Below are 23,572 nucleotides of genomic sequence, written 5' to 3' on the forward strand. Positions count from 1 at the left end.
CCATCATAAGAAACAAAGAAATGGTAGCTCCCAAAAATGAAACCAGACAATACCTGATAAGTGTACTTTCAGTCACTCTGATTTCCTTATTGGGACTTACAGTCAGAGATGTCATTGATTACAAAATCATTGGGTATCTGTTGCTGTTTTTGGTGTCCGTTTTAGCCATTTTTTTAGAAATAAAACCGGTATTACTCGCCGCACTGTTAAGTGCCTTAGCGTTGGATTTTATTTTTATAAAACCCTACTACACGTTACACATCGACAATGCGCAAGATGCTTTGTTACTCTTGTTGTTTTTTATCATAGCTTTGATTAATGCCGTGTTGACCTATAAGATTAAGCGGATGCAAAAGGCTGTTCACATGAAAGAAGCCCGTGCCAATACTATGAAATTGTACAATACGTTATTGGATTCCCTGTCACACGAGTTACGCACACCCATTGCTACGATTATAGGTTCTATTGATACTCTCCAACAGGAAAACGTAACCTTGTCCAATGACAGCAAAGCCAATTTGTTTGATGCAATAGAGAAGGCTTCCATGAAGCTCAATTATCAGGTAGAGAATCTACTTAACATGTCACGCTTAGAATCAGGGTATATCCAACCCAAACTGGATTGGTGTGATGTCAAAGAACTAATCTATAACGTCTGTAACCGACTAACAGATGAATTACAACATCATAAATTGCTGATTACGGTAGAAGAGAATCTACCGCTGTTTAAGTTAGATTATGGTTTGATGGAACAAATTCTGTACAATCTGATTTACAATGCTTCTCAATACACTCCCATAGGAGCGCAAATTAAGATTGAAGCACGCTATGATGTCGATGCCGATTATGAAAATCATATAGACCTCATTAAAAAGTGCATTATTACAATAGCCGATGATGGTTATGGATTTCCCGAAGAAGAAATCAGCAAAGCCTTTGACAAATTCTACCGCCTGCAAAATTCAAAAACAGGAGGGACCGGCTTGGGGTTGTCTATTGTAAAAGGGTTTGTAGAAGCTCAAAATGGGACCATCAAACTCAGTAATGCAGAAGAAGGAGGTGCTGTGTTCGAAATGAGTTTTGCCGTTGATTGTTTATTCACTAATACCGTCGAAAATGAGTAATGGGTTTTCCATATTAGTCATTGATGACGAAAGTCAAATCAGAAAGCTGTTGGAGATAACACTCGAGGCAAACGGCTACAAGTTACTCTTTGCCGTCAATGCCAGAGAAGGAATCGCTATGGCGGCCAGTCACCAACCCGATTTAATTTTATTAGACTTAGGACTACCCGATGAGGACGGCCAGGTTGTCTTAAAGCAATTGCGCGATTGGTATCAAAACCCTGTCATCATTCTTTCCGTAAAAAGCACCGAAGAAGAAATAGTAAAAGCATTAGACAGTGGTGCTAATGATTACCTGACCAAACCATTCAGGACTCAGGAACTCTTGGCCCGTATTAGAACGGCGTTGCGCGGTACTTTCAGTCAAAGTCAGGAACCCGTCATAGCCTTTGGTTCGATTACCGTAGATTTTGCTTCCCGCATCATCAAAGTCAAAGACGAAATCTTAAAACTGACCGCTACCGAATACAACCTGTTGACTTTGTTGTTAAAAAATGACGGGCGCGTGCTGACACACCAATATATATTAAAAGAAATCTGGGGCAATGCCTATGCGGAGCAAACACAGTATCTCAGGGTTTTTGTGGCCCAGCTTCGCAAAAAAATAGAAGAAGATCCCAATCGACCGAAATACATCCTCACCGAATCGGGCGTAGGTTACCGCTTTAACTCCGGCTAATTTTTTTCATTTATCGATACAAATCACTTTGTGGAAGCTCCTGTAGGAACCCACACAGGACGACGCATGCCTTATTTTTTCTTCTCATGTATAAAGTATAACAATCTAACCATTTGAATATGAATCTTTCCACCCCTCAAAAAGTAACCGCGATAACCTTGATAGTAGCACTGGGTATCATTTATGGCGACATCGGAACCAGTCCGCTTTATGTGATGAAAGCCATCATCAGCGAAAAAAGACCCATCTCCGAACTCTTAGTCTACGGCGGTGTTTCCTGTGTGTTTTGGACACTGACATTTCAAACGACTTTCAAATACATTTTCCTGACGCTTTCCGCCGATAATCACGGCGAAGGCGGCGTGTTTTCGCTCTATGCGTTGGTCAAACGTTTTGGCAAAGGGAGATTGGTCATCCCTACAATTCTGGGCGCTACCACTTTGTTGGCAGACGGAATTATCACACCCCCCATATCCGTAGCCTCGGCGGTCGAGGGGCTGGGCGATGTCATTCCTGATATCCCGACGATTCCAATTGTAATCATTATTCTTTCAGGCTTGTTTATCTTTCAGCGCTTCGGAACTCATAAAGTGGGAACCATATTCGGACCGGCGATGCTGATTTGGTTTTGCATGTTGTTCGTATTGGGCTTTTCCCAAATACTGCATCATCCGGGAATTTTAAGAGCCCTCAATCCTATCTATGGTTACGAATTGTTGACACAATACCCCAAAGGGTTTTGGCTATTGGGTGCCGTTTTTCTTTGTACTACCGGAGCCGAAGCATTGTACTCCGATTTAGGACATTGCGGTAAAGAGAATATTCGCATCACTTGGGTGTTTGTCAAAATCAGTTTGGTAGTGAATTATTTAGGACAATCCGCCTGGTTGATGGCACATCAAGGCGAATTGTTGGCAGGCAGAAATCCGTTTTATGCAATCATGCCTAGCTGGTTTTTACTGATAGGGGTAATCATTGCAACCTTTGCCACCATTATCGCCTCCCAGGCCCTCATCAGCGGTTCTTTTACATTGATTAATGAAGCCATATCTTTAAACTTTTGGCCCAGAGTAACGCTTAAAAATCCCACCAATTTGAAAGGACAAATCTATATTCCGTCCATCAACAATATCTTGTGGTTTGGCTGTATCCTGATGATTTTGTATTTCAAAAACTCCACCAATATGGAAGCCGCTTACGGGTTTTCTATCACCATTGCGATGATGATGACCACGGTTCTACTGATGTATTATTTGGTTTATATCAAGAAAGTGCACAAAAGTTGGGTGACCCTCATCCTGATTGTTTTCGCCGTTATTGAAATCTCTTTCTTCATTGCCAATGTGTCCAAAATCAAACAACGATGGATGTTCCTGTTCTTTGAACTGTTCATTTTTATGGTCATGTATGTCTGGTACTATTCCCGTAAAATCAACAACCGTTTTCTCAAGTTTACCAATTTGGTAGAACAGACACAATTGCTCAATGAACTAAGCGAAGACGACAGTATTCCAAAATATGCCACGCATTTGATTTACCTGTCCAAAGCGGATAAAACCTATGAAATCGAAGAGAAAATCATCAAATCCATTTTCGCCAAAAAGCCGAAACGTGCTGATGTGTATTGGTTTTTACACATCAATCGTACCAATGATCCGTTTGCATTAAATTATGAAGTGGTTGAGATTTTAGACGATAAAGTAATTAAAGTGGTTTTGAATGTTGGTTTTCGGGTCCAGCCCAAAGTGGAGTTGTATTTCAAAAAAATAGTTCAGGAATTGGTAGAACGCAAAGAACTTAACCTGCACATCCGGCCGGATGGCTCTACTAAATACAATTGCGAACCGGACTATAAGTTTGTCATCATTGAAAAATTTATTTCAGTAGAAAACGAATTTGCTTTCAAAGAAGGCTGGATGCTCACCACGTATTTCTGGCTCAAAAAACTATCGCTGTCTGATGAAAGGGCTTTCGGTTTGGACAAAAGCGATGTAGCGATAGAGGAATACCCAATGGTGTATAGCCCAAAAACCAAAATTTGTTTAGAACGAAAATTTAAATAGCATCCCGAAAAAATGAAGAAAGTACTCACCACAATTAGTTTATGCCTCTGCCTTAACGGCTTTGCGCAACAGGATACAAGTAAAGCAAAGATTCCGTTTGACGGCATGGACATGACTTGGCAAAACGGCTCCGACCGCAGAACAGCGCCGCCGGTTTTGGCAACCAAGTATTTTACCGGGAGCGTCATGCTCGATATCAATTATACACACTCTTTTAATAATCCGATTGACAATACGGTAGTAGGGTCTACTGCTCTCGCCCGAAATAATGAATTTCAGGTTTCAAGTGCCAATTTGGGAGGTGACTTTACCTATGAAAATGCCCGAGGTAGAATTATGATGCAATTGGGTACCCGCTCTACAGTAGTGCCGCGCAACGATTACAGTGTGTACCGAGGTCAATACCAATTGGACAATGTCTATCGCTATTTGTCTGAGGCTTATGCCGGATATCATTTTGACAAATGGTATGGCATCAATGTCGATGCCGGGATGTTCATGTCCTATATTGGCTTGAATTCCTATTATCAGGTGGAGAATTGGGAATACCAAGCATCATTTACCTCGGATAATACCCCATGGTTTTTCAACGGATTGCGGGTACAGGTCTTTCCGACGCAGCATCTGAAAATCGAAGGCTGGCTGATTAACGGTTGGCAAAGCTACGGCAAGTTCAACAGCATGCCCGGATTGGGAGGCAATGTAACCTGGTGTCCAAACGAAGCCGTAAAAGTACTCACCAATGATTACTACGGAACAGATGCAGCGGGTTTAAAAAACCGCATCCGTTTCCATTCAGATAACAGTTTGTTGGTGCGATATTACAATCAACCGAAAGCCAAAGGCATCAGCAGAGCTGCTTTCTCCACTACGTTCGATATTGGTTTTGAAAGCGGAGATGGTGTTCGCGGGTTCAATGGTAATTCCGAAACACCGTCACAGTATTTCTTAAGTGGTATGGTGTACAATAGGGTTTGGTTCAATAAAAACAAAATGGCTTGGACAATAGGAGGTGGTTATATGACGAATCCGGGACGCTATTTGGTATTGTATCCTACAGGTGATGCCAGTCCGCTGCCCAATCCGAATAATCCAACGCAAACCGCAGGTACCCATCCGTTTAGTGCCAATCCCGGCGATAAATTCAAAGGGTGGGATTGTTCGACCAACTTTGATTTCATGCCCAATCAAAGCATTACGTTTCGGGTGGAATTGGTACATCGGGAAGCGAGCGTGCCTTATTTTGCCGGAAGCGGAGGCGTTACTTCGCCTACAGGCTATACTACGACACCCTTACCTAGTGACTGGCAACCCGATTTAGTGAAAATGGAAAACAGAATCCTCTTTGCGGTATTATTCAGAATCTAACAATCCGCCATATTCACAGCTACAGCGAGACCTCCTTCGGAGGTTTCTTTGTATTTGGAGTTCATGTCTTTGGCGGTCTGCCACATGGTGTCAATCACTTTGTCTAAAGGAACTTTGGCGTTTTTGGCATCGGTTTCCATAGCGAGTTCAGCCGCATTGATGGCCTTGATGGCCCCCATCGTATTGCGCTCGATACACGGAATTTGTACCAATCCGCCAATAGGATCACAGGTCAATCCCAAGTGATGCTCCATGGCAATTTCGGCTGCCATCAACACCTGGTCGGGAGTACCGCCCATGACTTCGCACAAGGCACCCGCAGCCATGGCTGAGGAAACACCAATCTCGGCCTGACAACCACCCATCGCAGCGGATATAGTAGAACCTTTCTTGAAGATACTGCCTATTTCGCCGGCAACCATCAGGAATTGTTTGATTTGTTTTTCGTCTGCCTGGTGGTTTTCAATCACCATATAGTACATCAATACAGCCGGAATGACTCCCGCACTGCCATTGGTAGGAGCCGTTACTACGCGACCCAAGGCGGCATTGACTTCGTTTACTGCCAAAGCAAAACAGGATACCCATTTCAGGATTTGACGAAACTTGACTTCGGTTTTGCGAATGGTCTCCAGCCACTCTTGCGGCGTGTTGTAATTGGCCAAACCAATCAGATTTTGATGCATGTCAAAAGCACGACGACGTACGTTTAGCCCGCCCGGTAGGATTCCTTCGGAATGGCAACCAATATACATGCACTCCAACATGGTGTTCCAAATCCGCATCAGTTCATGATGTACTTCGGCTTCGGGACGCATGGAGATTTCGTTGGCATATACAATTTCGGAAATGGATTTCTTTTCACTAACGGTATAAGCCAATAGCTCTGCAGCATTCTGAATGGGGAATGGAAACGCGCATTTAATCGCCAGCTTCTTTTTGGCATTGGCGCGCTCTTCTTTCACGACGAAACCACCCCCAATGGAGTAGAAGGTAGATGAGTATTCAGTATTATCAAGTAAAGAAGCCGTAAAGGTTAGTCCATTGGCATGAAACGGCAGGAAGTTTTTGTTGAAAATAATATCTTGTTCAAAGAAAAAAGGAACGCTGATTTCATTTCCCAATAAAATTAAATTTTTCGTTTTAATTTCATTTATGATTTTATCAATATTTTCAATAGGAATATATTCGGGGTCTTGACCGCTTAAGCCCAACATCACGGCATAATCTGTCGCGTGACCCTTACCGGTTAAGGAAAGTGAACCATATAAGTCAACTTTGATATAATTAACTATTTCAAGTTTATTATCGGCTCTCAGTTCATTCAAAAAACGTTCTGCAGCGCGCCAAGGGCCAAGGGTATGCGAACTCGAAGGTCCGACCCCGATTTTAAGCATATCAAAAACGGAAATGCATTCTTCCATAGGTACTATATCGATTTAGTTATCGCAAAGATAGAGAAGAATTATGAGTTATGAATGCTGTGTTTTAAGTTTAAAAAGCAAGGAAACAATTTCTTGGTTTGGTTGTTTTTTCGGGTTTAATTAAAGTGAATTCTTATCAAAACCAGTCGAAAAACCGTTTGAAACGACTTTTACAGGTATTGAAAACGACTTTTGAGCCTGTTTTGGACGTTGTTTTCAGTTCCTCCTGATGACTTTTTCAACTCATCAGGAGCAGTTGGTAAACTCGTCAGGACGAGTTGGAAAACTCATCAGGACGAATTGACGAAAAGTTTCGTAAAAAAACAGACAAAAACAAGCCCCGAAATGCAGTGCTTTCCGGGGCTTGACCTCATGAATTACTCCGTTATGCAAAAAACATCAAGAAGAGCGTGGGCGCTTATTGTCATATGAAATCAAATACTCCGGCGCCGGAGCATGGGATAGTGTAGTGTTGTTTATAGTGGGAGTAGTCATAATGCGTTAGTTTACAGTTGTTTTTAATTGTTTGTGTCAGGAGCCGCCGTCTTATGGTTTAGTTGCAAAAGGCATGCCATTTTTGATTTGTTGAGTAAATTTTAACTACCAAACCATTCCAATGGTCTTTTGTAATAGCAGTTTAGTGGTGAAAACCAGCAGTGAAAACCGGTACCGGATGAAACAAGCATTAGGGAAAGGTTAAATTTTTTTTCGACACCAAAAATTGCAGTATCTTTATGCAACACATTAGTGATAACTAAAAACTCAGAACCCAAAATGACAACAAACGTAAAAGCTTACGGGACCGGAGCTCCTGATGCTCCTTTAGCCCAAATGACCATCGAACGCAGAGACGTTTTAGAACACGATATTGAAATTGAAATCCTGTACTGTGGGGTGTGCCACTCTGATTTGCATACCGCCCGCAACGATTGGGGTTTTACGACTTATCCTGCCGTACCCGGTCACGAAATTATCGGGAAAGTTACCCGGGTGGGAAGCCATGTGACCAAACTGAAGGTAGGAGATTATGCCGGAGTGGGCTGTTTGGTTGACTCCTGCCGTACCTGCAGCAGCTGTAAGCAGGATTTAGAACAATACTGTCTGAACGGCTGGGTAGGAACGTACAACAGTGCAGACAAACATCTGGGGACCATGACCTATGGCGGCTATTCGGAGAAAGTAGTGGTAGATGAAAACTATGTGTTGAAGGTACCGGCCAATCTGGATTTGGCTGCGGTAGCTCCGTTGTTGTGTGCCGGTATCACTACCTGGTCGCCTTTGCGCCACTGGAAAGTAGGCAAAGGCAGCAAAGTAGCGGTTGTAGGATTGGGCGGTTTAGGACACATGGCCATCAAACTGGCCAAAGGACTGGGGGCCGAGGTGACCTTGTTCTCGAGAACACCGGGCAAAGAAAAAGATGCGTTAGACCTAGGGGCCGATGCGGTAATCATCTCTACCGATGAGGCTCAGATGGCCAGTGTAGCGGGTAAATTTGATGTAATTATTGACACCGTGCCTTATGTACACGATGTGAATCCGTACATCACGACCTTAGGCATCAGCGGAACCTTGGTTTTGGTAGGGTATTTAGGAGGACTGGATCCAATCTTAAATACCGTTCCGATGATTATGGGAAGAAAATCGGTAGCCGCTTCTTTAATTGGCGGTATAGCCGAGACTCAGGAGATGCTCGATTTTTGTGGAGAACACAACATAGTGTCTGAAATAGAGCTCATCAAGATGCAGGATATTAATGAAGCTTATGAACGCATGCTGAAGAGCGATGTGCGTTACCGCTTCGTAATTGATATGGCTTCTTTAAAAGGATAAACAGGGAGATTACATAAAAAAACAAAAAGCAGCCGAAAGGCTGCTTTTTGTTTTTGTCTGATTGATAATGCTTAGCGCTCGTAAAACTCTATCGGCAAATCATCGGGGTCGGTGGTGAAGGTGAAGCGCTTGCCGGTGATTTCGTCTGTGCGAATGGGTTCGCACGCGATGTTGTAGCGGGAGAGGTGGGTTATGATGGTTTCGAGTGCATCGACTTCAAAGGCGAGATGGCGTAGCCCGGTGGCTTCAGGTCTCGTGGGTCTTTCGGGCGGGTTGGGGAAGGAGAAGAGCTCTACTACGTATTGTCCGTTCAGCGCCAAGTCGAGCTTGTAGGACGACCTTTCGGAGCGGTAGGTTTCGTTGAGGATGTCCAATCCTAAAACCGTAGTGTAGAACTCTTTGGATGCTTCATAATCGGAGCAGATGATGGCGATGTGGTGTATTCGGTTCAGCATATAGGTACGCACGGATAAAGGGTTGAAGGTCGCTGTTTTTTTTGGAATTACAAAGGTTTGGTCGGAACTTCTTTGGTAGCGATGGCTGATACTTTATTCTCATGGTTTACCGTTACGAAGAGTTCCCTTTTGAAGAGTTTCTTTTCGTAGGCTATGGCGTATCTGAAAATGTAATCGTCGGTGGCTTTGTTGTGGGTTACCTCGAGCAGGGTGAGTCCTAAGAACCGCCCGTTGCGTTGGTTGATTTTTTTACAGACCGAAGAGATTTTGTCGCGGGTGGCGTTTTGTCTTACCTTATCGGTGGCTTCATTGGCGCTGAAGGCTTTGAAGCGGGAGGTGTTACAGGCTTCGAGCAGGCGTTTGCCCAGTTCATAGGCTCTGTCTTTTTTAATGGCTTCTACTTCATCCGGTTTGACCGTAATCACGGAACTTTCAGGAGATTTACTTTTACAGGAAATGAGCAGCAACAGACTGCAAAGGAGTACGACGGTTTGTTTCATAAAATAGCGTGTTGGTGTTGAACAACTTATTTTATGAGGAGAGAGAGTAACACAAATATAAAACAAAGCACGAAACTGCGGTTCGCTTTTTGGTTTTTTTTAAGCGTTTACTGCTTCTTCGCTTACCTTATTGAGGTAAACTCGGAATGTGGTCCCTTGATTTACTTCACTTTCTACTTCTACATCACCGCCCATGGATTCGATTTGGTATTTGGTGATGAAGAGTCCGATTCCTTGTGCGTCTTTGTTTTTGTGGAAGGTTTTGTACATGCCAAAGAGCTCGTGGCCGTGCTTGGTCAAGTCTATTCCGAGGCCGTTGTCTTTGATGGTCAGCACGATGTTGTGGCCGTCTTCGTGGGAGGAGAACTCGATTAAGGGGTGGCGGTCCGGGTGTTGGTATTTCAAAGAGTTGGAAAGGAAGTTGAGCAGGATGCTTTCCATGTAGGCAGGGTTGACGAAAAGGGTGACGTCTTTGTTTACATTATTATGGATGAGGGCTTCGGTGTTTTTGATTTGGACTTGTAAAATCTGTTTGACTTTTTCGATATAGTCGTGCAGGTTGATGGTAATGTATTTGATACCGGCCTGATTCTGTGCGGCTACGATTTCGTTGAGGTCACAAATGGTGGCGCTGAACCTGTCGGAAAGCCTGCTCAACAAGCCCATTACTCTTTCCCTCTCGGTGTCATCGGCTTCTTGGGCCACTTCTATTAACGAGGCCAGTCCGTCAGCGTAGGATTTGAGGTTGTGGGAGATGATGTTGGAAAAGTTTAACAGGCGTTGGTTTTGCTCGGTGATGGTGTGGTTGGACTTGATGAGCTTTTTTTCCAATAGTTTTAAAGGGGTGACATCGGCTACGTGTACATAAAAGCCCACGACCTCATTGTCTACAACATCGGGGTAATAGTTGGCTAAGGTGTGTCGGATTTCACCGCTGGGCAACGGAATTTCTCTTTCAAAGGTTTGAGGTTGCCCCTGCAATGCGTTATGGATATGGACTTTGTTTTTTTCGTACAACGGTCCCAACAGTTCCTCTATTGTTATGGTATTGACCATTTCTTCCCGTTTTTTGTTGAACCATTTGGAGTAAGCAGCGTTTGAAAACCTGCAGATGAGGTCTTTGTCCCAATAGGCAATCATGGCCGATATATGATCGGTGACTTCGATGGCTGTGGGGTTTATGTGTGGTAAATCGAAAACCATTTTAGTATGTGTTTTGAAATATTACTATGCAATAGTAATGAATTTAACAATTGTTTAATGTTGATAATCAATATTTTTTACTGCATTTTGGTTGGATTGGGTATTAGCGGTGTGCGTTGGTGACTGCATGGCTCATGGTGATAGGGGGAGAGTGGTAAAAACTTCGTTTTGGGGTATAGGGTTTTGTGTGTTGAATTTGTATTTTTGAGGCGCTAATTGAAATCACATGAAAATTGTTATATCGCCTGCCAAGTCGCTTAATTATGAGAGTGCGGTACCGGTGCCAACTTTTACCGAACCGCAGTTTTTGAAACAAGCGACTACTGTACAACGTACTTTGAAAAAGAAAAAGCCTAAAGCCCTGGCGGAACTGATGGACATATCACCGAAACTGGCCGAGCTGAATTGGCAACGCAACCAGGAGTGGCATACGCCTTTTACGGTGGAAAATGCGCGCCAGGCAGTGTATGCTTTTGACGGGGACGTGTATACGGGACTGGATGTGTACAGTCTGCCCGAGGACAAACTGATGGTGTTGCAGGATAGGTTGCGAATCTTATCGGGGTTGTATGGGTTGTTGCGTCCGTTGGATTTGATGCAGGCTTATCGACTGGAGATGGGGACAACACTGCCGATAGGGAAGCACAAGAACCTGTATGAGTTTTGGAAAAAAACGATTACCAAGGCCCTTAACAGCGAGTTGCAGAAGGGGGAGTTGTTTATTAACCTGGCCAGCAACGAGTATTTTAGTGCGGTAGATGTGAAGGCACTGAAAGTGCCGGTGATTACGCCCGAGTTTAAAGATTATAAGGACGGGCAGTTGAAGATGATTAGTTTTTTTGCCAAGAAAGCGCGCGGTATGATGGTGCGTTATATCATTGACACGGGTGCGGAAACCCTTGATGACCTGAAGGGATTTAATTATGAAGGGTATGGTTTTGATGCCAACCTGAGTACGGCTACCACCCTGGTATTTACCCGATAAACTGAAGCACCCGAGCCAACATTAGGTGCGAACTGTGCGGAGCAACCCGAGCCAACTTTATTTGGCGAACGGACGAAGGAACCCGAGGCCAAGGGCCGAACAGAGCGAAGCTAAACCGCTTTAACCTGACGAACATGTTATTCAGAGTGCAGCGAGTTCGAGCAGTATTTTGTTGGCTTTCTTGGCAAAGCTGGGACTGTGTTTATGCATTTGGTCTTCCAAACAATGCGTTAGCTCCTGTTTCAGTTCAGGATATTGCTTGGTGAGTTGGAATAACACCGACAAGGATCTCGATTTGATGGTCACGTTGGTTTCCTTTGATAAGAGCCATTGAAACAATAAGTCTGTCGCTTTTCCTTCATTTTCAGGAGGCACCCCAACCAGGTACCAAAATGAAGCAAAGGAAGTTCTATATTTTGGATTCAGATTGTCATACGCTTCCAATAAAAGAGGGAGTGTAGTAAGTAATTTTTCCTGATGGGCGATGCCAATTTCACTCAAAAGCCAAAGAAACCGATTGGCTGTTTTGGGTTCAGAGTCTAGCAATGGGAAAAGATCTTGTAGTGCTACGTTGTTTTCTAAAATGACCGCAACCCATTTTTTACGAATCTCCATAGTACTTTGAGAAAGAGAAGATTCCAATTCGGCATAAAAGTCAGCAATGGAAAAAATAGGATTCATTTTTTATACACTTGCGGCTAAGGTGGCTTGACACAAAGATAGAGGTAAAGATAGACAATTTACTTTTGATTTTCCGCTTGCCTAAAATTGGATAATTCATTGCGGTAAACCGCTGCCAGGTGACGGTTTTTACACAAACTTCACCAGTTCCTGTTTTCGGTGCAAACTTTGATTCCGTTTCCGGTTTATTTTCAGAGATAAGCATTTGTACGTAAAACTATTTCTCAACAGTCTTTTTATTATAACTCAATAAATGTTGTCTTAGGAACCCACCGAACACTATAAATGAAATCCCGATTATAAGCCTGTTATGGTAAAAACTCGACGATTCATTTGTCAAAGCAATTATCAGAATTACAAGGTTTGCGATTGTCACTAACAATAGAAAAACTAAAATTATTTTTCTCATAATTTTTTTTTAAGTGTTATATATCTAAATAAAGCTCAATTTCTATTGAAAACGTTTTGTCCAAAAAACGACAACATAACAGATTGCGGCTTTATACAGTAGTCCTTATGGTAAAGATAGGCAAATTACTTTCCTCTTTTTCGCTTGCCGAAAATCAGAAAGAGTTATAGTGCCTGTCCGCTCTCAGCAGAAGTACTAATCATACGAACCTTAGCAGTAACGTCTCTTATAACTTTAATTACTAATGCGAGCATTGCAAATCCACCTATAATACCAATATAAATCAATGAATTTTCTTTTGATTCATATTCGCTTTTGGCTAACAATATTTTTCCTTTTTTTTCTATTTGAATGACATCTAGATTAAAATCAGAAGATTGAGTTTTTTTAAAATAAACTTTCAAATAATCTCCGACCGCAATATTTTCATTGAGTTTTGAATAATCCTGCTCTTCATTGTATGAAGCAAATTTTTCGTCGGTTCCGTTAATTCTGAAATAAAAGACATTTAAGTTAACTTTACCTCGTTTGAGTGCAATCCCTTTTTCTGTTACTGAACCCATACAGGAAGGTACGTCACCCAAATCAATAGTTGAATTTTTATAGCCAACTACAGCCAGAGTAAACAGTAGAAGTGTAAGTCCTAAAGTTATTATTCCAACAAAAATTCCGACAAATATTTCTTTGTTTTTTTGTTTCACACTGTTTCTGGATTACTATTTTCGGCTAACGTCCCGTTGCTTTGCTCCAGCAGCAGAACAGTAAGCGGTTATGGTAAAGATAAGTAAATTCCCCTTCGATTTTACAGTGAAGGAAATAGGAGCAAAACTACCCAAGCCAACTTTAGTTGGCGAACGGACGAAGGAACCCGAGGCCCCAGGCCGAACGGACCGAAGGTAAACCTCTGTTACCGGCAGTACTAAAAATATTTCCACACAATAAACCAAATAGCAAAAATTACAAATAACCCAAATACTATTTGGTTGATAAGGATATCATATCGTTTTTCAGGAATATAATGCTCTGGATATTTCAAATTCCACGTTCCTTTTTCAGCAAACTCGAAGAGCATTTTTGGTGTAACGGCAATATGTTCTACTCTTCGACGCGGAGATTTAAAAAAAATGCCACCGATTCCATCGCTCCCTTCTGATTCATGATGAAAATACCAAAGATATTTACTCATATCAACTTCAAATTTAGCGGCATATTTTTCCATTAGCTCATGAAAGTCATCACCGGTCCAACCCAGATCTCTTTCAATATCGGAATCTTCGCTTACTTCTTTTGAAAGCGTTTCTTCTTTTACAAATTCCAATATTTTGCTTAGATTGTTCATGTCTTGGCATTACCGCTAAAGTTCTTCCGCTTTGCGCAGCAGTGGAAAGTTAAGAAAAATTGTGATAAGAAGTAGGAGTGAACCGAGTATTCTCTGAGAAAGATAAACGAAGCTATTGCTCCTAACCGCTGTTAGCAGCAGGTTTTTATTTCAATTTCAATTTCAATTTTCCATTTCAGTTTTTGGCTTGATGGCATAAATGTCAATTAAGATAAACAATGTAACAATAAAGTTTCCTATCATAAATAGCAATCCATCTAATTCAAACTTTAAAAATTTCATTAACAATGAAACTGACCAAATAATTGCAATGTTTAAATTGAAAAGCCCTGCAAATATGTAAAGGAAATTATTTTTCAGTCTAAATCTAAATTTGTTTTTGTAAAAAATAATTCGTGTCACTATTAACACAAATCCTAATGCTGCAGCAATAATTGCGCTACTGAGAAAATTAAAAAATAAAGTCAGTGAACCCATAGAATATTCTTGAGAACTATTATAATAATCAAAGAAACTATACAATGTCCAGACATTTATAAGAATAAATGAAATAGTAGTAAATATGAAATGTTGTTTATTCATGCATTCGTGTTCAAACTTGCTGCTAACGTTCCGCGACTTTACGCAGTGGCGGTACGTTTAATGATTAGTTGTAAATGTAAATAAAAATCTCAAGGTAGTACTTTCCGGCGAAAGGAATAGGAGTGGAGCTATTGCGGCTAACCGCTGTTGTGCGATCGTTTATTTTATCTTCCGCATTATTCCAGTTATAAAAGTTCTATTCAAAAATTCACTTTTATAAACATATTCGCCATTTTCCATTACATCAATAATCTCGACGCTTATTTTTTCGCCAAGTAAATAATTATATTGGGAATCACTAACCTCTAAATAAGTCAAAATATATTTATTAGGTTCTGGCCATTCAATTTTGTATTTAAAAATATCTTTTGAAGTCTTTTCAATTTGAATATCGTTGGTTCTTTCAATTTCTGTGTCAGCAAAAAGAATATTATCATAATGAAAAATTCCAATTTTTAATTTTTCACATAATGCAAACTTAGAAGCATCTAAATGTTTATCTTGATATTTTTGATTGATAAAACTAAAACTTAAGTCTTGACAATTGTTTGAAAGACTACTTTCAGGATTATATTCCGCTCCTTTTAAATAGTCTGTAATTCTACCAATATTTTCTAAATTTTTATAAGTGGTTTTTTCGGGAACTACTTTCACTTGCATAGTTTTTCCATCTTTATCGACACAAAAATTTAATGTCACAATATCAATTTTTTCAGCGTCATCTACATAAAACTCATTTTGCATTTGCGAAAACATATTTGTCGAAATACAAATAATTATCAAGGCTGTAGTTTTTGTTATTTTGGTGATTTTTAGCATAGACGTGAATTAAATGTCGCACAACGTACCGCGGCTTCGCGCAGTAGCGGCAAGTTAAGAAAAAATGTTATGTGGTAAACTGAAAACCGCTAAACCCGAGGCCGCAGGCCGAACGGACGGAAGGTAAACCGCTGTTATAGACTATATTATTTTTTTAAACCGGTTTCACAACGCTCACGGATATTTTTTAATTGTGCGTAGTATGACTGCATTTCATTTCCACAAGTAAATCTAGGGTTTTCCATTTTTCCGATTATATCTAAATATTTTAAAGCTATATCAAATTCTTTTTCACTGACCGCAATCCAACTTAACTTTACATAGGATTGCCTAACATAATATTGCCAATCATTGATTTGAATTACTTCTTTAAAGCATTTCTTTGATTCCTCTTTGTCAACTGCAAAACAACCTTTGTTATACAGGTAATAACTAATCCTTTTTGATTGCGGGAATTTTTTGGACAATGAAGAATAGCTATCATATACTTTCTGGCTTAGTTTTGTGGAGTCGGCCGTATAATAATTCTCATCAAACTCTGAAACATCAGCTTCAGCTTTTTTATAGAGTTCTTCTTCGGAAACCTCTTTTGTCTGTGAATTTGCTAAAGAATAAGCAAGAAATAAAACTGTAAAAATGATTGGTTTCATAATGTAAAGGGTTAATAATATTACAACAAACTTCCCACAGCCCCATCCGGCAAACAAATTATTTTCAGTTAAAAATACTCTTTTTTCCTCAGGAAAAACAAAAAACTAACACGCCAGCACTTGCAACCCGTAAACCGCCTTGTCCTTCAATGGATAAAAAGTCCCGTTGACCTCCTGCCCATACCGATGCCACAATACAGCAATCGGCATACCGGCACCCGTCGGCACCACAGTAGGTGTCAGGCTCAAAGCCGCCACAGGAGCCTCCTTCGCAACATACACCGGCGTACTGGCAAACAGCGTCGCACCCGGCGTTTCAAAATCAAGCAGTACAATACCCAGCCGCACCTCCAGGTGGGTAGCCCCATTCCGGTAATCCAACGCGGCCACAGGCAGCCCGTCCACACTGTAGGTGTACGTCGCCTCATCATACACCGCCTCAGGTAATACCAACAGTTGGTTAGTAAAACCAAACGAAGTCAGCAGCTGCTTCCCCTCCGGCGTCTGCAAGCCCATCCCAACACGCCGTTGCCCCCGCACAGATACAGGATCACAATCCTTCAGTTGCATAAACAACGACATCATACGGGCATGCAACGCCCCGTCTTTCTGATTCCCGAAAAACGGACGCAAACTGTCCTGAAAGACTTTCTTCACCCGCGAGGCCTGTCCAAACTCACTGCTGTTCTCCCGAGCGCGCTCCATCTTCGGACTGTGCCGATTGCTTTCCTTGGTAAAACCGCTCACCCGTCGGGCCACCGGCACACCGTTCAAAGTGTAATAGGTAATGCCGTCCAGCGTCCCCCTAAAGTGTATAATTCCTGCTTGCTTAGCCATAATAAGTTGTTTTACAGTAGAGTAAAGATAAGAATACAAGACGAATACTACAATAATTAAGCCATAATTACGATAGGGTTGTGGCGTAGTTGTGCCGTAGTTATGCCGTAGTTGTGGCGTAGTTGTAGCGTTGCAGAGGGTAACAAGACCTACGACAGAGGGTCTTCAGCAGTTTGATTAACGGGCTTCCAAATACATTTCCATGCGCAGTGGTTCCAGTGATTTAGTGTTTGTAAAGTCGCGTCGTACCGGGCCGCCCGGTACCACCACCTGCTTCCCGTTGGCCGTAATTTGGTTGATCGCTTCCTGCAACAGCGGCTCATCCGGACTCCCCAGTACGCCCGCCGTGTTAAAATGCTCCGGCAAATCCGTATCCGGTACGATACCCGAAGTATAATCGCCTTGACCGTCCTTGTTTACGATACGCAGCACAATGGGCTGCATGGCATACTTGTGGTTCGGGTTAATGTCGGTTTTAGAGACAAAAGTAGGGGAGTCATACAGGGTAATCGACCCCACATTTTTACCTACCGTCACATCGCCAATCTGAACCACCGTGATATAGGATTTCAGGCAATTAATCACCAACTCGCTCGCCGAGGCCGTGCTGTTGCTCGTCAGGATATACACCTTGTTGAGGTGCAGGCCGTTCAGTCCGCTTACAAAACGGTTTTCCAGCGAACTGGGATTGTTGCTTTCGTAATACGATTGCGCTTTGGCATTCCACTGTTGCTTGGCAAACAACTGCCCCGGGAACTGCCCCGTAATCATACTGGCCAGTTTAGTAGCCGAGTTAATCGACCCGCCCGAGTTGTATCGCAGGTCCAAAACCAAATCTGTCACGTTTTGCGAAGCCAAACTCCCGAAAGCATCATTCAGCGCATTGTCATAATTAGGGTAAAACCCATTATACATCAGGTAGCCGATATGATGAGTACCCTCCGTAATAACCGTGTGTAAAAACACCGGGTTTTCAGATAAATTGGTCTTGGTCAGCGTAATGCTTTGTCCGTTAGGGGTTATAGTGCCGTTCACATAATCGGCCATATTCAGCGTATAGGTGTCTGTGCCCAAAAGGGTTCGGTAGTTGCTCCCCGTCAGTGGTGTCCCGTTGATGGCATAAAAAATGTCCCCGCGCTGCAAACCTTTGGCCTCCGCATCCGAGTTGGGCAGCACATAATGCACCCACCCAAAGACATTGGTATTGGTAGCATCGGTATATTTTAAGCCAAAATCCATCCCGTTGTTCAACGTCGTTCCCGAAAGCACCCCTTCCAACACCGAATAATCACTGTACAGTACACTAAAACGATCAATATTCGGAGCCACTCTCAGGTGGTTAAACAAAGTAAGAGGCTCACTGTAATTGCCCAAAAAAGTATTCAACTCGCTTTGATTGGCAAAACGATTATCCGCCAAATCAGGCACATCCCCCTGCCACAGATAATACAGGTTCATCCCTTTCCATATAAAATCATTGATGGCAAGCGCATCCGGCACCGGATGGTCATCCATATCTTCACAACCCATCGGAACAACAAGCAAAAACAGCAGGAACAAGGAGGCAGCAATACTTTTCATAGCAACATTCTGGTTTAAGAATCGTAAATTTAGCAAGATTATCGAAATAAATAAAGCAGTAGGCTGTAACAAATAAAATACAGCCTCGTCTTTACAGTACAATCAGCAATCAAAAATCAGGTTCAATGAATCAAAACGAATTTATGCAACTGGTCAATCCGTTTAAGGACAGGCTCTTTCGGGTAGCGAAAAGGCTGCTCGTCAGTACAGAGGAGGCCGAGGACGCCATGCAGGAAGTTTTGGTCAAACTCTGGAATAGAAATCAAACGCTCAGCGAGTACAAGAGTGTGGAAGCAGTAGCCATGACCATGACCAAGAACTATTGTTTAGACCAGTTAAAGTCAAAACGGGCCGGCAATCTCACCCTTGTCCACAGCAATTTTACCGACCGTGAAGCCGGTATTCAGCAAACAGTGGAGGACCGTGACACCTGGCAATGGGTAGAAAAAATCATGAACGACCTGCCCGAACAGCAAAAACTCATCGTGCAACTCCGCGACATCGAGGAGATGGAGTTCAGCGAAATGAGTACCATATTAGAAATGAACGAACAGGCCATTCGCACCGCCTTATCAAGAGCGCGTAAAACCATAAGAGAAAAAATGAGTAAAACACATCATTATGGAATCGGATAAAATAGAAATACTATTAGAAAAATACTTCGAGGCAGAAACCACGACAGCCGAAGAAAAGGAATTGAAAAAGTACTTTTCCTCTCCCGATGTTGCGCAGCATCTGGAACACTACAAACCGCTGTTTGACTATGCCCTCCGCGCCAAGCAGGAACAACCGGCCAACACCAAGCTCAAACTGAACTCCCGCAGAGGATTCAACATGTTTTGGATATCGGTCGCGGCCACAGTAATCGTGTTGCTCGGAGTAGGGTTATTGACATTTCAAAATCAAAGCAGACCGCACACGCAGGATTTAGGTACCATTGAAGATCCTCAGGTAGCGTTCAGAGAAACGCAAAAGGCGCTCAACATGATTTCGGAACACGTCAATAAAGGCATCGGAAGTATGAGTTATTTAAAGGAATACCAACAATCAAAAGACAAAATTTTTAAAAAGTAAATCAAAAGAAATCATGAAAAATATTTTTTTAGCGATCGTATTGGTCGTAACCACAGCCACCACAGCATTCAGTCAAACCGTATTCGATAAGTTTGAAGACCAGGAAGACATCTCTACCGTTATTGTCAATAAAAAGATGTTTACCCTCATCAGCAAGATGAAAGTAGAGGACAAGGAGTCCCAACAATACGTAAACCTTATCAAGAAACTGGAGAACCTCAGGGTGTTTGTAACCGACAGTGATAAAAAGTCGGACGAAATGAAAGCCGTAGCCGACAAGTACATTAAAACGGCTTCGTTAGAGGAATTGATGCGCATCAACGAAAAAGGAAAGAATGTCAAAATCTATGTGCGTTCCGGCGCCACCGATTCACAAATCAAAGAACTCCTCATGTTCGTACAGGGCAGCGGCAAAGAACAAACCGTGCTCATGTCACTCATCGGGAACTTCGATTTAGACGAGCTTTCCGTATTGACAGATAAAATGAAATTACCGGGGGGCGATGAACTGAAAAAAGCCTCCAAAGGACCAAAGGGACCCAAAGGACCTAAATAAGAAAACCCATGAGAACACTCGTCTTTTTAGCGTGCAGTTTAGCCACTTTACTACTGATGGGATGCCAACAACAGCCTTCGCTTCAGAAGTACTTTGTAGAAAATTCAGAAAAGAAAGATTTCGTCGTCTTAGACATCTCCTCCGACATTTTGAATTTGGATGAGTCCAAGCTCACTCCGGAACAGAAAACAGCCCTGAAGTCATTTGACAAGATGAATATATTAGCCTTTAAGGCAGATAAAAACAACCAGGCAGCCTTCACTTCCGAAAGCCAAAAGGTAGCACAAATTTTAAAGGGAAAGGACTATCAGCAATTGATGAAAGTCGCCTCCGGAAAAAGCGGAGCCTCGGTAAGCTACGTGGGCAGTGAAGACGACATCGACGAGTTTGTACTCTATGCCAAAAAGAAAGAGAACGGTTTTGCTGTAGTAAGGATTTTGGGCAATGACATGAATCCCAATAACATCATGACCATGCTCTCCTTGCTCAAAAACGCAAATGTCGACATGTCACAGCTCGAGCCCTTAAAGGCATTAATGAAATAAAACGAACAGTCAATCAGTAAAAACGCCCCAAAGCATTGCTTTGGGGCGTTTCTTTTAGGATTTAAAGTACTTAAACGGAACAATCAGCATCCCGAAACATTCGCCGTCTTCTTTTCCGATATGTTTGTGGTGCATCTTATGAGCTCTTCTCACAGCTCTGGCATAACGGTTATTCGCATTACGGAACAACTTAAACCGTTGGTGTATAAAAATGTCATGCACCGTGAAGTAGGCCAGTCCATACGCAAAAATCCCCAGGCCAATGGCCAAACCGATAGACAAAATATCGTATTGCCACAGCAAAAAGAAACCAATGCTCACGACCGCATAAAAGAGAAAGAAAGCATCATTGCGCTCAAACCACGAATCATGGTCTTTCTTGTGATGATCGGCATGCAGACGCCACAAAAAACCGTGCATAATGTATTTATGACTGAACCAAGCCATAAATTCCATGATACAAAAGGTAAGCAGAAAAACAAAGATTGAGATATACATGATTATTGCAGTAAATTCAAATGATAGTTAACATAACAACGGGCAAATAAACCAAATTTCTCATAATCAGGAACGCGAATTCGGGTATTTTTGATTTCCAAGGAAGGCGTTTTTTTCAGTTTAGAGAGTAGCTTTTTATAATAAACATAGGCCGTATAGACCCCAAATTTAGCCTCCAGAGGCAGTTTCAATATCCCTTGGAATCCGGCTTCAAAATCAGCTTCAATTTCTTTGATGATGAGGTTTTTAGACGTCTCGTCCAGTCGGGATAAATCGGTGTTAGGGAAATAGGTGCGGCTCAAATCTTCATAATCGGCTTTCAAATCACGCAGGAAATTAACCTTTTGAAAAGCCGAACCCAATCGCATCGCAGCTTGCTCCAGCTCCATATACTTCTGATGATCCCCATTAACAAATACTTTAAGACACATCAAGCCCACCACATCGGCAGAACCATAAATGTATTCGTTGTATTCGTCTACCGTAGCATACTCTTTTTTATACAAATCCAGCTTCATACTTTTCATAAAAGCCGCAATCATACTTTCCGGGATATTGTATTTATGAACGGTATGCTGAAATGAATTCAATATTGGATTCAAACTGATTTTGTTGGTTAACGCATTGGCCAAATCAGCCTCAAACAAGGCAAACAATTCTTCTTTGTTATAATCGTGAAACGTGTCTACAATTTCATCAGCAAAACGGACAAATCCGTAAATATTGTAAATGTCCTGACGAATGCTCGGCGCCAGCATCTTTACGGCTGCAGAAAAAGAGGTACTGTAAGATTGGGTTACATTTCTGCTGCAGGCAAAGGAAACAGTATCAAAAATGGATTTCATAACAAGGATAATAATCAGTTAGTAGCAATAAGTTCAGCAACGAGTTTTCCCGAAATCAGGGCAGGTGGCACACCCGGCCCGGGAACGGTTAACTGACCGGTAAAAAAGAGATTTGCTACTTTTTTACTTTTCAGTTTGGGTCTTAAAAAAGCGGTTTGCATCAGGGTGTTAGCCAGCCCGTATGCATTCCCTTTATACGAATTATAGTCTTTGACAAAATCGTTGATACAAAACGATTCTTTAAAAAGAATGAAATCTCGCACCGTTTGTTGAGTCAGTTTTTCAAAGCGGGTAATGATTTTTTCAAAATATTCTTCTCTCAATTCCGGGATGTCATGCAATCCCGGCGCCAACGGGATTAAAAATATCCCGGCTTCTTTACCTTCCGGAGCTGCCTGCGCATCGGTTTTTGATGGAAAACTGGCATAGAAGAGTGGCTCATCGGGCCATTTGGGCGTATCATAAATCGCTTCAGCATGTCGATCAAAAGGAACATCAAAAAATAAGGAATGGTGTTCTACATTGGCTATCTTTTTATCAAAGCCTACATAAAAGAGCAAACTTGAGGGAGCAAAAGTCTTCTTCTCCCAATACTTTTCACTGTAAGCACGATATTTTTCGTCAAGTAAACTTTCACTGTGATGGTAATCCGCACCACTCAAAATGATATCGCCATGCACAATCTGCCCGTTGATCAGTAGCGCATTTGCTTTTCCATTATCTACATTAATCTTTTCAATAGTGGCGTTGGTATGTATGGTCACACCGAGTTCTTTGGCGAGTTGTTCCATAGCCAATATCACGCTGTACATTCCGTTTTTAGGATGCCAAGTACCCAAACCAAAGTCTGCAAAATTCATAAAACTATAAAAAGAAGGAGTGTCTGATGGTTTTGCTCCTAAGAAAAGTACGGGAAATTCCAGGATTTGGATGAGCTTAGTATTGGTAAAGCGCTTGCGAATGTCCTTTGAGATGTTCCCAAAAAACTGATTGACCTTTTTTGCCGTTTCCACAGTCACCAGTTCAAGAGGAGAAACACCGGGACGGTAAACCAAATCTTTGATGGCGATGTCGTAATTGCTTTGTGCCTCCCGCATGAATGCTTCTAATTTGGCACCGCTTCCTTTTTCAATAGCTTCAAAAGTAGCAATGATTTCAGGGAGATTGTCGGCAATGGTCACAAAATCGTTAACCGCAAAATACACTTGATACGCAGGAGAAAGTTTTATGAGTTCATAATAATCGGAAGGTTTTTTGCCAAAATCCGCGAAGAAACGTTCAAAAACATCCGGCATCCAGTACCAAGTGGGACCGATGTCAAAAGTAAATCCATCTTTTTTTAGTTGTCTCGCTCTCCCTCCAATGGTAGCATTTTTTTCATAAATAGTGACCTCATGGCCTTGTTGTGCCAAATAGCAAGCTGCTGCTAATGAAGAAAATCCGGAGCCGATTATTTGTATTGTCTTTTTCATATTGTTTAACAAATATATTAAAAAGTTAAACAAAATAAAACTTTTTAAAAAAA

Annotated in this window: 24 protein-coding genes; 10 read left to right on the forward strand and 14 right to left on the reverse strand. The window is 41.9% G+C overall.

All coding sequences use genetic code 11. The annotated features are described in order from the left end of the window. The first annotated feature begins 20 nt into the window (after window positions 1-20). The 4 genes from ACSVH6_RS10600 to ACSVH6_RS10615 all read left to right on the forward strand — a co-directional run bounded on the left by ACSVH6_RS10600 (window position 21) and on the right by ACSVH6_RS10615 (window position 5,234). On the forward strand, window positions 21-1,124 hold the full coding sequence (locus tag ACSVH6_RS10600; RefSeq protein WP_438078281.1) for an ATP-binding protein: 1,104 nt from the start codon (window positions 21-23) through the stop codon (window positions 1,122-1,124). Beyond that, a complete protein-coding gene (locus ACSVH6_RS10605) occupies window positions 1,117-1,803 on the forward strand; it encodes a response regulator (protein WP_438078283.1) in 687 nt (228 codons plus the stop codon). Before ACSVH6_RS10600 ends, ACSVH6_RS10605 begins: the two co-directional genes overlap by 8 nt. 119 nt (window positions 1,804-1,922) lie before the next feature. Further along, on the forward strand, window positions 1,923-3,866 hold the full coding sequence (locus tag ACSVH6_RS10610; protein ID WP_438078284.1) for a KUP/HAK/KT family potassium transporter: 1,944 nt from the start codon (window positions 1,923-1,925) through the stop codon (window positions 3,864-3,866). A 12-nt stretch (window positions 3,867-3,878) separates the two neighbouring features. Next, entirely contained in the window at window positions 3,879-5,234 is a 1,356-nt protein-coding gene (locus ACSVH6_RS10615; RefSeq protein WP_438078286.1) for an outer membrane beta-barrel protein, read from the forward strand. On the opposite strand, the gene ACSVH6_RS10620 is transcribed toward ACSVH6_RS10615, so the two are convergent. Then, window positions 5,231-6,658, reverse strand: coding sequence for an L-serine ammonia-lyase (locus ACSVH6_RS10620; RefSeq protein WP_438078288.1), 1,428 nt, complete (start codon window positions 6,656-6,658; stop codon window positions 5,231-5,233). The two genes, ACSVH6_RS10615 and ACSVH6_RS10620, sit on opposite strands and share 4 nt — an antisense overlap. 774 nt (window positions 6,659-7,432) lie before the next feature. Here ACSVH6_RS10620 and ACSVH6_RS10625 point away from each other — a divergent pair. Then, window positions 7,433-8,488 (forward strand): NAD(P)-dependent alcohol dehydrogenase, encoded by a 1,056-nt coding sequence (locus ACSVH6_RS10625; RefSeq protein WP_438078290.1) that lies wholly within the window; start codon window positions 7,433-7,435, stop codon window positions 8,486-8,488. Window positions 8,489-8,559: 71 nt separating this feature from the next. On the opposite strand, the gene gloA2 is transcribed toward ACSVH6_RS10625, so the two are convergent. The 3 genes from gloA2 to ACSVH6_RS10640 form a co-directional block, all read right to left on the reverse strand. After that, window positions 8,560-8,943 carry an SMU1112c/YaeR family gloxylase I-like metalloprotein gene (gloA2, locus tag ACSVH6_RS10630; RefSeq protein WP_438078292.1) on the reverse strand — a complete coding sequence of 128 codons (384 nt, stop codon included), beginning with the start codon at window positions 8,941-8,943 and terminating at the stop codon, window positions 8,560-8,562. A 47-nt stretch (window positions 8,944-8,990) separates the two neighbouring features. Further along, on the reverse strand, window positions 8,991-9,443 hold the full coding sequence (locus tag ACSVH6_RS10635; protein ID WP_438078294.1) for a hypothetical protein: 453 nt from the start codon (window positions 9,441-9,443) through the stop codon (window positions 8,991-8,993). A 99-nt stretch (window positions 9,444-9,542) separates the two neighbouring features. Then, window positions 9,543-10,646: an ATP-binding protein gene (locus tag ACSVH6_RS10640; RefSeq protein WP_438078296.1), complete on the reverse strand. Its 1,104-nt coding sequence runs from the start codon at window positions 10,644-10,646 to the stop codon at window positions 9,543-9,545. 226 nt (window positions 10,647-10,872) lie between these two features. Here ACSVH6_RS10640 and yaaA point away from each other — a divergent pair, with 226 nt between their 5' ends. Continuing rightward, a complete protein-coding gene (yaaA, locus tag ACSVH6_RS10645) occupies window positions 10,873-11,631 on the forward strand; it encodes a peroxide stress protein YaaA (protein WP_438078298.1) in 759 nt (252 codons plus the stop codon). 141 nt (window positions 11,632-11,772) lie between these two features. On the opposite strand, the gene ACSVH6_RS10650 is transcribed toward yaaA, so the two are convergent. From ACSVH6_RS10650 to ACSVH6_RS10680, 7 genes are all read right to left on the reverse strand, one after another. Next, window positions 11,773-12,312: a hypothetical protein gene (locus ACSVH6_RS10650; protein WP_438078300.1), complete on the reverse strand. Its 540-nt coding sequence runs from the start codon at window positions 12,310-12,312 to the stop codon at window positions 11,773-11,775. A gap of 573 nt (window positions 12,313-12,885) precedes the next feature. Beyond that, complete coding sequence (locus tag ACSVH6_RS10655) at window positions 12,886-13,422, reverse strand: hypothetical protein (RefSeq protein ID WP_438078302.1); 537 nt, start codon at window positions 13,420-13,422, stop codon at window positions 12,886-12,888. Between the two features lie 218 nt (window positions 13,423-13,640). Then, entirely contained in the window at window positions 13,641-14,060 is a 420-nt protein-coding gene (locus ACSVH6_RS10660; protein ID WP_438078304.1) for a DUF1493 family protein, read from the reverse strand. A 741-nt stretch (window positions 14,061-14,801) separates the two neighbouring features. After that, window positions 14,802-15,461 carry a hypothetical protein gene (locus tag ACSVH6_RS10665; RefSeq protein WP_438078306.1) on the reverse strand — a complete coding sequence of 220 codons (660 nt, stop codon included), beginning with the start codon at window positions 15,459-15,461 and terminating at the stop codon, window positions 14,802-14,804. A 146-nt stretch (window positions 15,462-15,607) separates the two neighbouring features. After that, a complete protein-coding gene (locus ACSVH6_RS10670; RefSeq protein WP_438078308.1) occupies window positions 15,608-16,111 on the reverse strand; it encodes a hypothetical protein in 504 nt (167 codons plus the stop codon). Window positions 16,112-16,216: 105 nt separating this feature from the next. Beyond that, entirely contained in the window at window positions 16,217-16,948 is a 732-nt protein-coding gene (locus ACSVH6_RS10675; protein ID WP_438078310.1) for a hypothetical protein, read from the reverse strand. A gap of 177 nt (window positions 16,949-17,125) precedes the next feature. Beyond that, on the reverse strand, window positions 17,126-18,529 hold the full coding sequence (locus ACSVH6_RS10680) for a S41 family peptidase (protein ID WP_438078312.1): 1,404 nt from the start codon (window positions 18,527-18,529) through the stop codon (window positions 17,126-17,128). Between the two features lie 125 nt (window positions 18,530-18,654). Between ACSVH6_RS10680 and ACSVH6_RS10685 the strand changes: the two genes are divergently transcribed. The 4 genes from ACSVH6_RS10685 to ACSVH6_RS10700 are packed head-to-tail and all read left to right on the forward strand — an operon-like array spanning window position 18,655 to window position 20,704. Next, entirely contained in the window at window positions 18,655-19,164 is a 510-nt protein-coding gene (locus tag ACSVH6_RS10685) for an RNA polymerase sigma factor (protein WP_438078314.1), read from the forward strand. Next, window positions 19,151-19,603, forward strand: coding sequence for a hypothetical protein (locus ACSVH6_RS10690; RefSeq protein ID WP_438078316.1), 453 nt, complete (start codon window positions 19,151-19,153; stop codon window positions 19,601-19,603). Before ACSVH6_RS10685 ends, ACSVH6_RS10690 begins: the two co-directional genes overlap by 14 nt. Before the next feature lie 13 nt (window positions 19,604-19,616). Then, on the forward strand, window positions 19,617-20,159 hold the full coding sequence (locus tag ACSVH6_RS10695) for a DUF4252 domain-containing protein (protein WP_438078318.1): 543 nt from the start codon (window positions 19,617-19,619) through the stop codon (window positions 20,157-20,159). Between the two features lie 8 nt (window positions 20,160-20,167). Beyond that, on the forward strand, window positions 20,168-20,704 hold the full coding sequence (locus tag ACSVH6_RS10700; protein ID WP_438078319.1) for a DUF4252 domain-containing protein: 537 nt from the start codon (window positions 20,168-20,170) through the stop codon (window positions 20,702-20,704). 54 nt (window positions 20,705-20,758) lie between these two features. Here ACSVH6_RS10700 and ACSVH6_RS10705 read toward each other — a convergent pair whose 3' ends face one another. From ACSVH6_RS10705 to ACSVH6_RS10715, 3 genes are read right to left on the reverse strand one after another with little or no spacing between them, the layout of a single operon-like run. Further along, window positions 20,759-21,202 (reverse strand): sterol desaturase family protein, encoded by a 444-nt coding sequence (locus ACSVH6_RS10705; RefSeq protein ID WP_438078321.1) that lies wholly within the window; start codon window positions 21,200-21,202, stop codon window positions 20,759-20,761. Between the two features lie 2 nt (window positions 21,203-21,204). Then, a complete protein-coding gene (locus ACSVH6_RS10710) occupies window positions 21,205-22,047 on the reverse strand; it encodes a phytoene/squalene synthase family protein (RefSeq protein ID WP_438078323.1) in 843 nt (280 codons plus the stop codon). Window positions 22,048-22,061: 14 nt separating this feature from the next. Next, window positions 22,062-23,519 carry a phytoene desaturase family protein gene (locus tag ACSVH6_RS10715; protein WP_438078325.1) on the reverse strand — a complete coding sequence of 486 codons (1,458 nt, stop codon included), beginning with the start codon at window positions 23,517-23,519 and terminating at the stop codon, window positions 22,062-22,064. Between the last annotated feature and the right edge of the window lie 53 nt (window positions 23,520-23,572).

It is taken from the genome of Flavobacterium sp. XGLA_31 (assembly GCF_051547105.1).
Lineage (GTDB): Bacteria > Bacteroidota > Bacteroidia > Flavobacteriales > Flavobacteriaceae > Flavobacterium.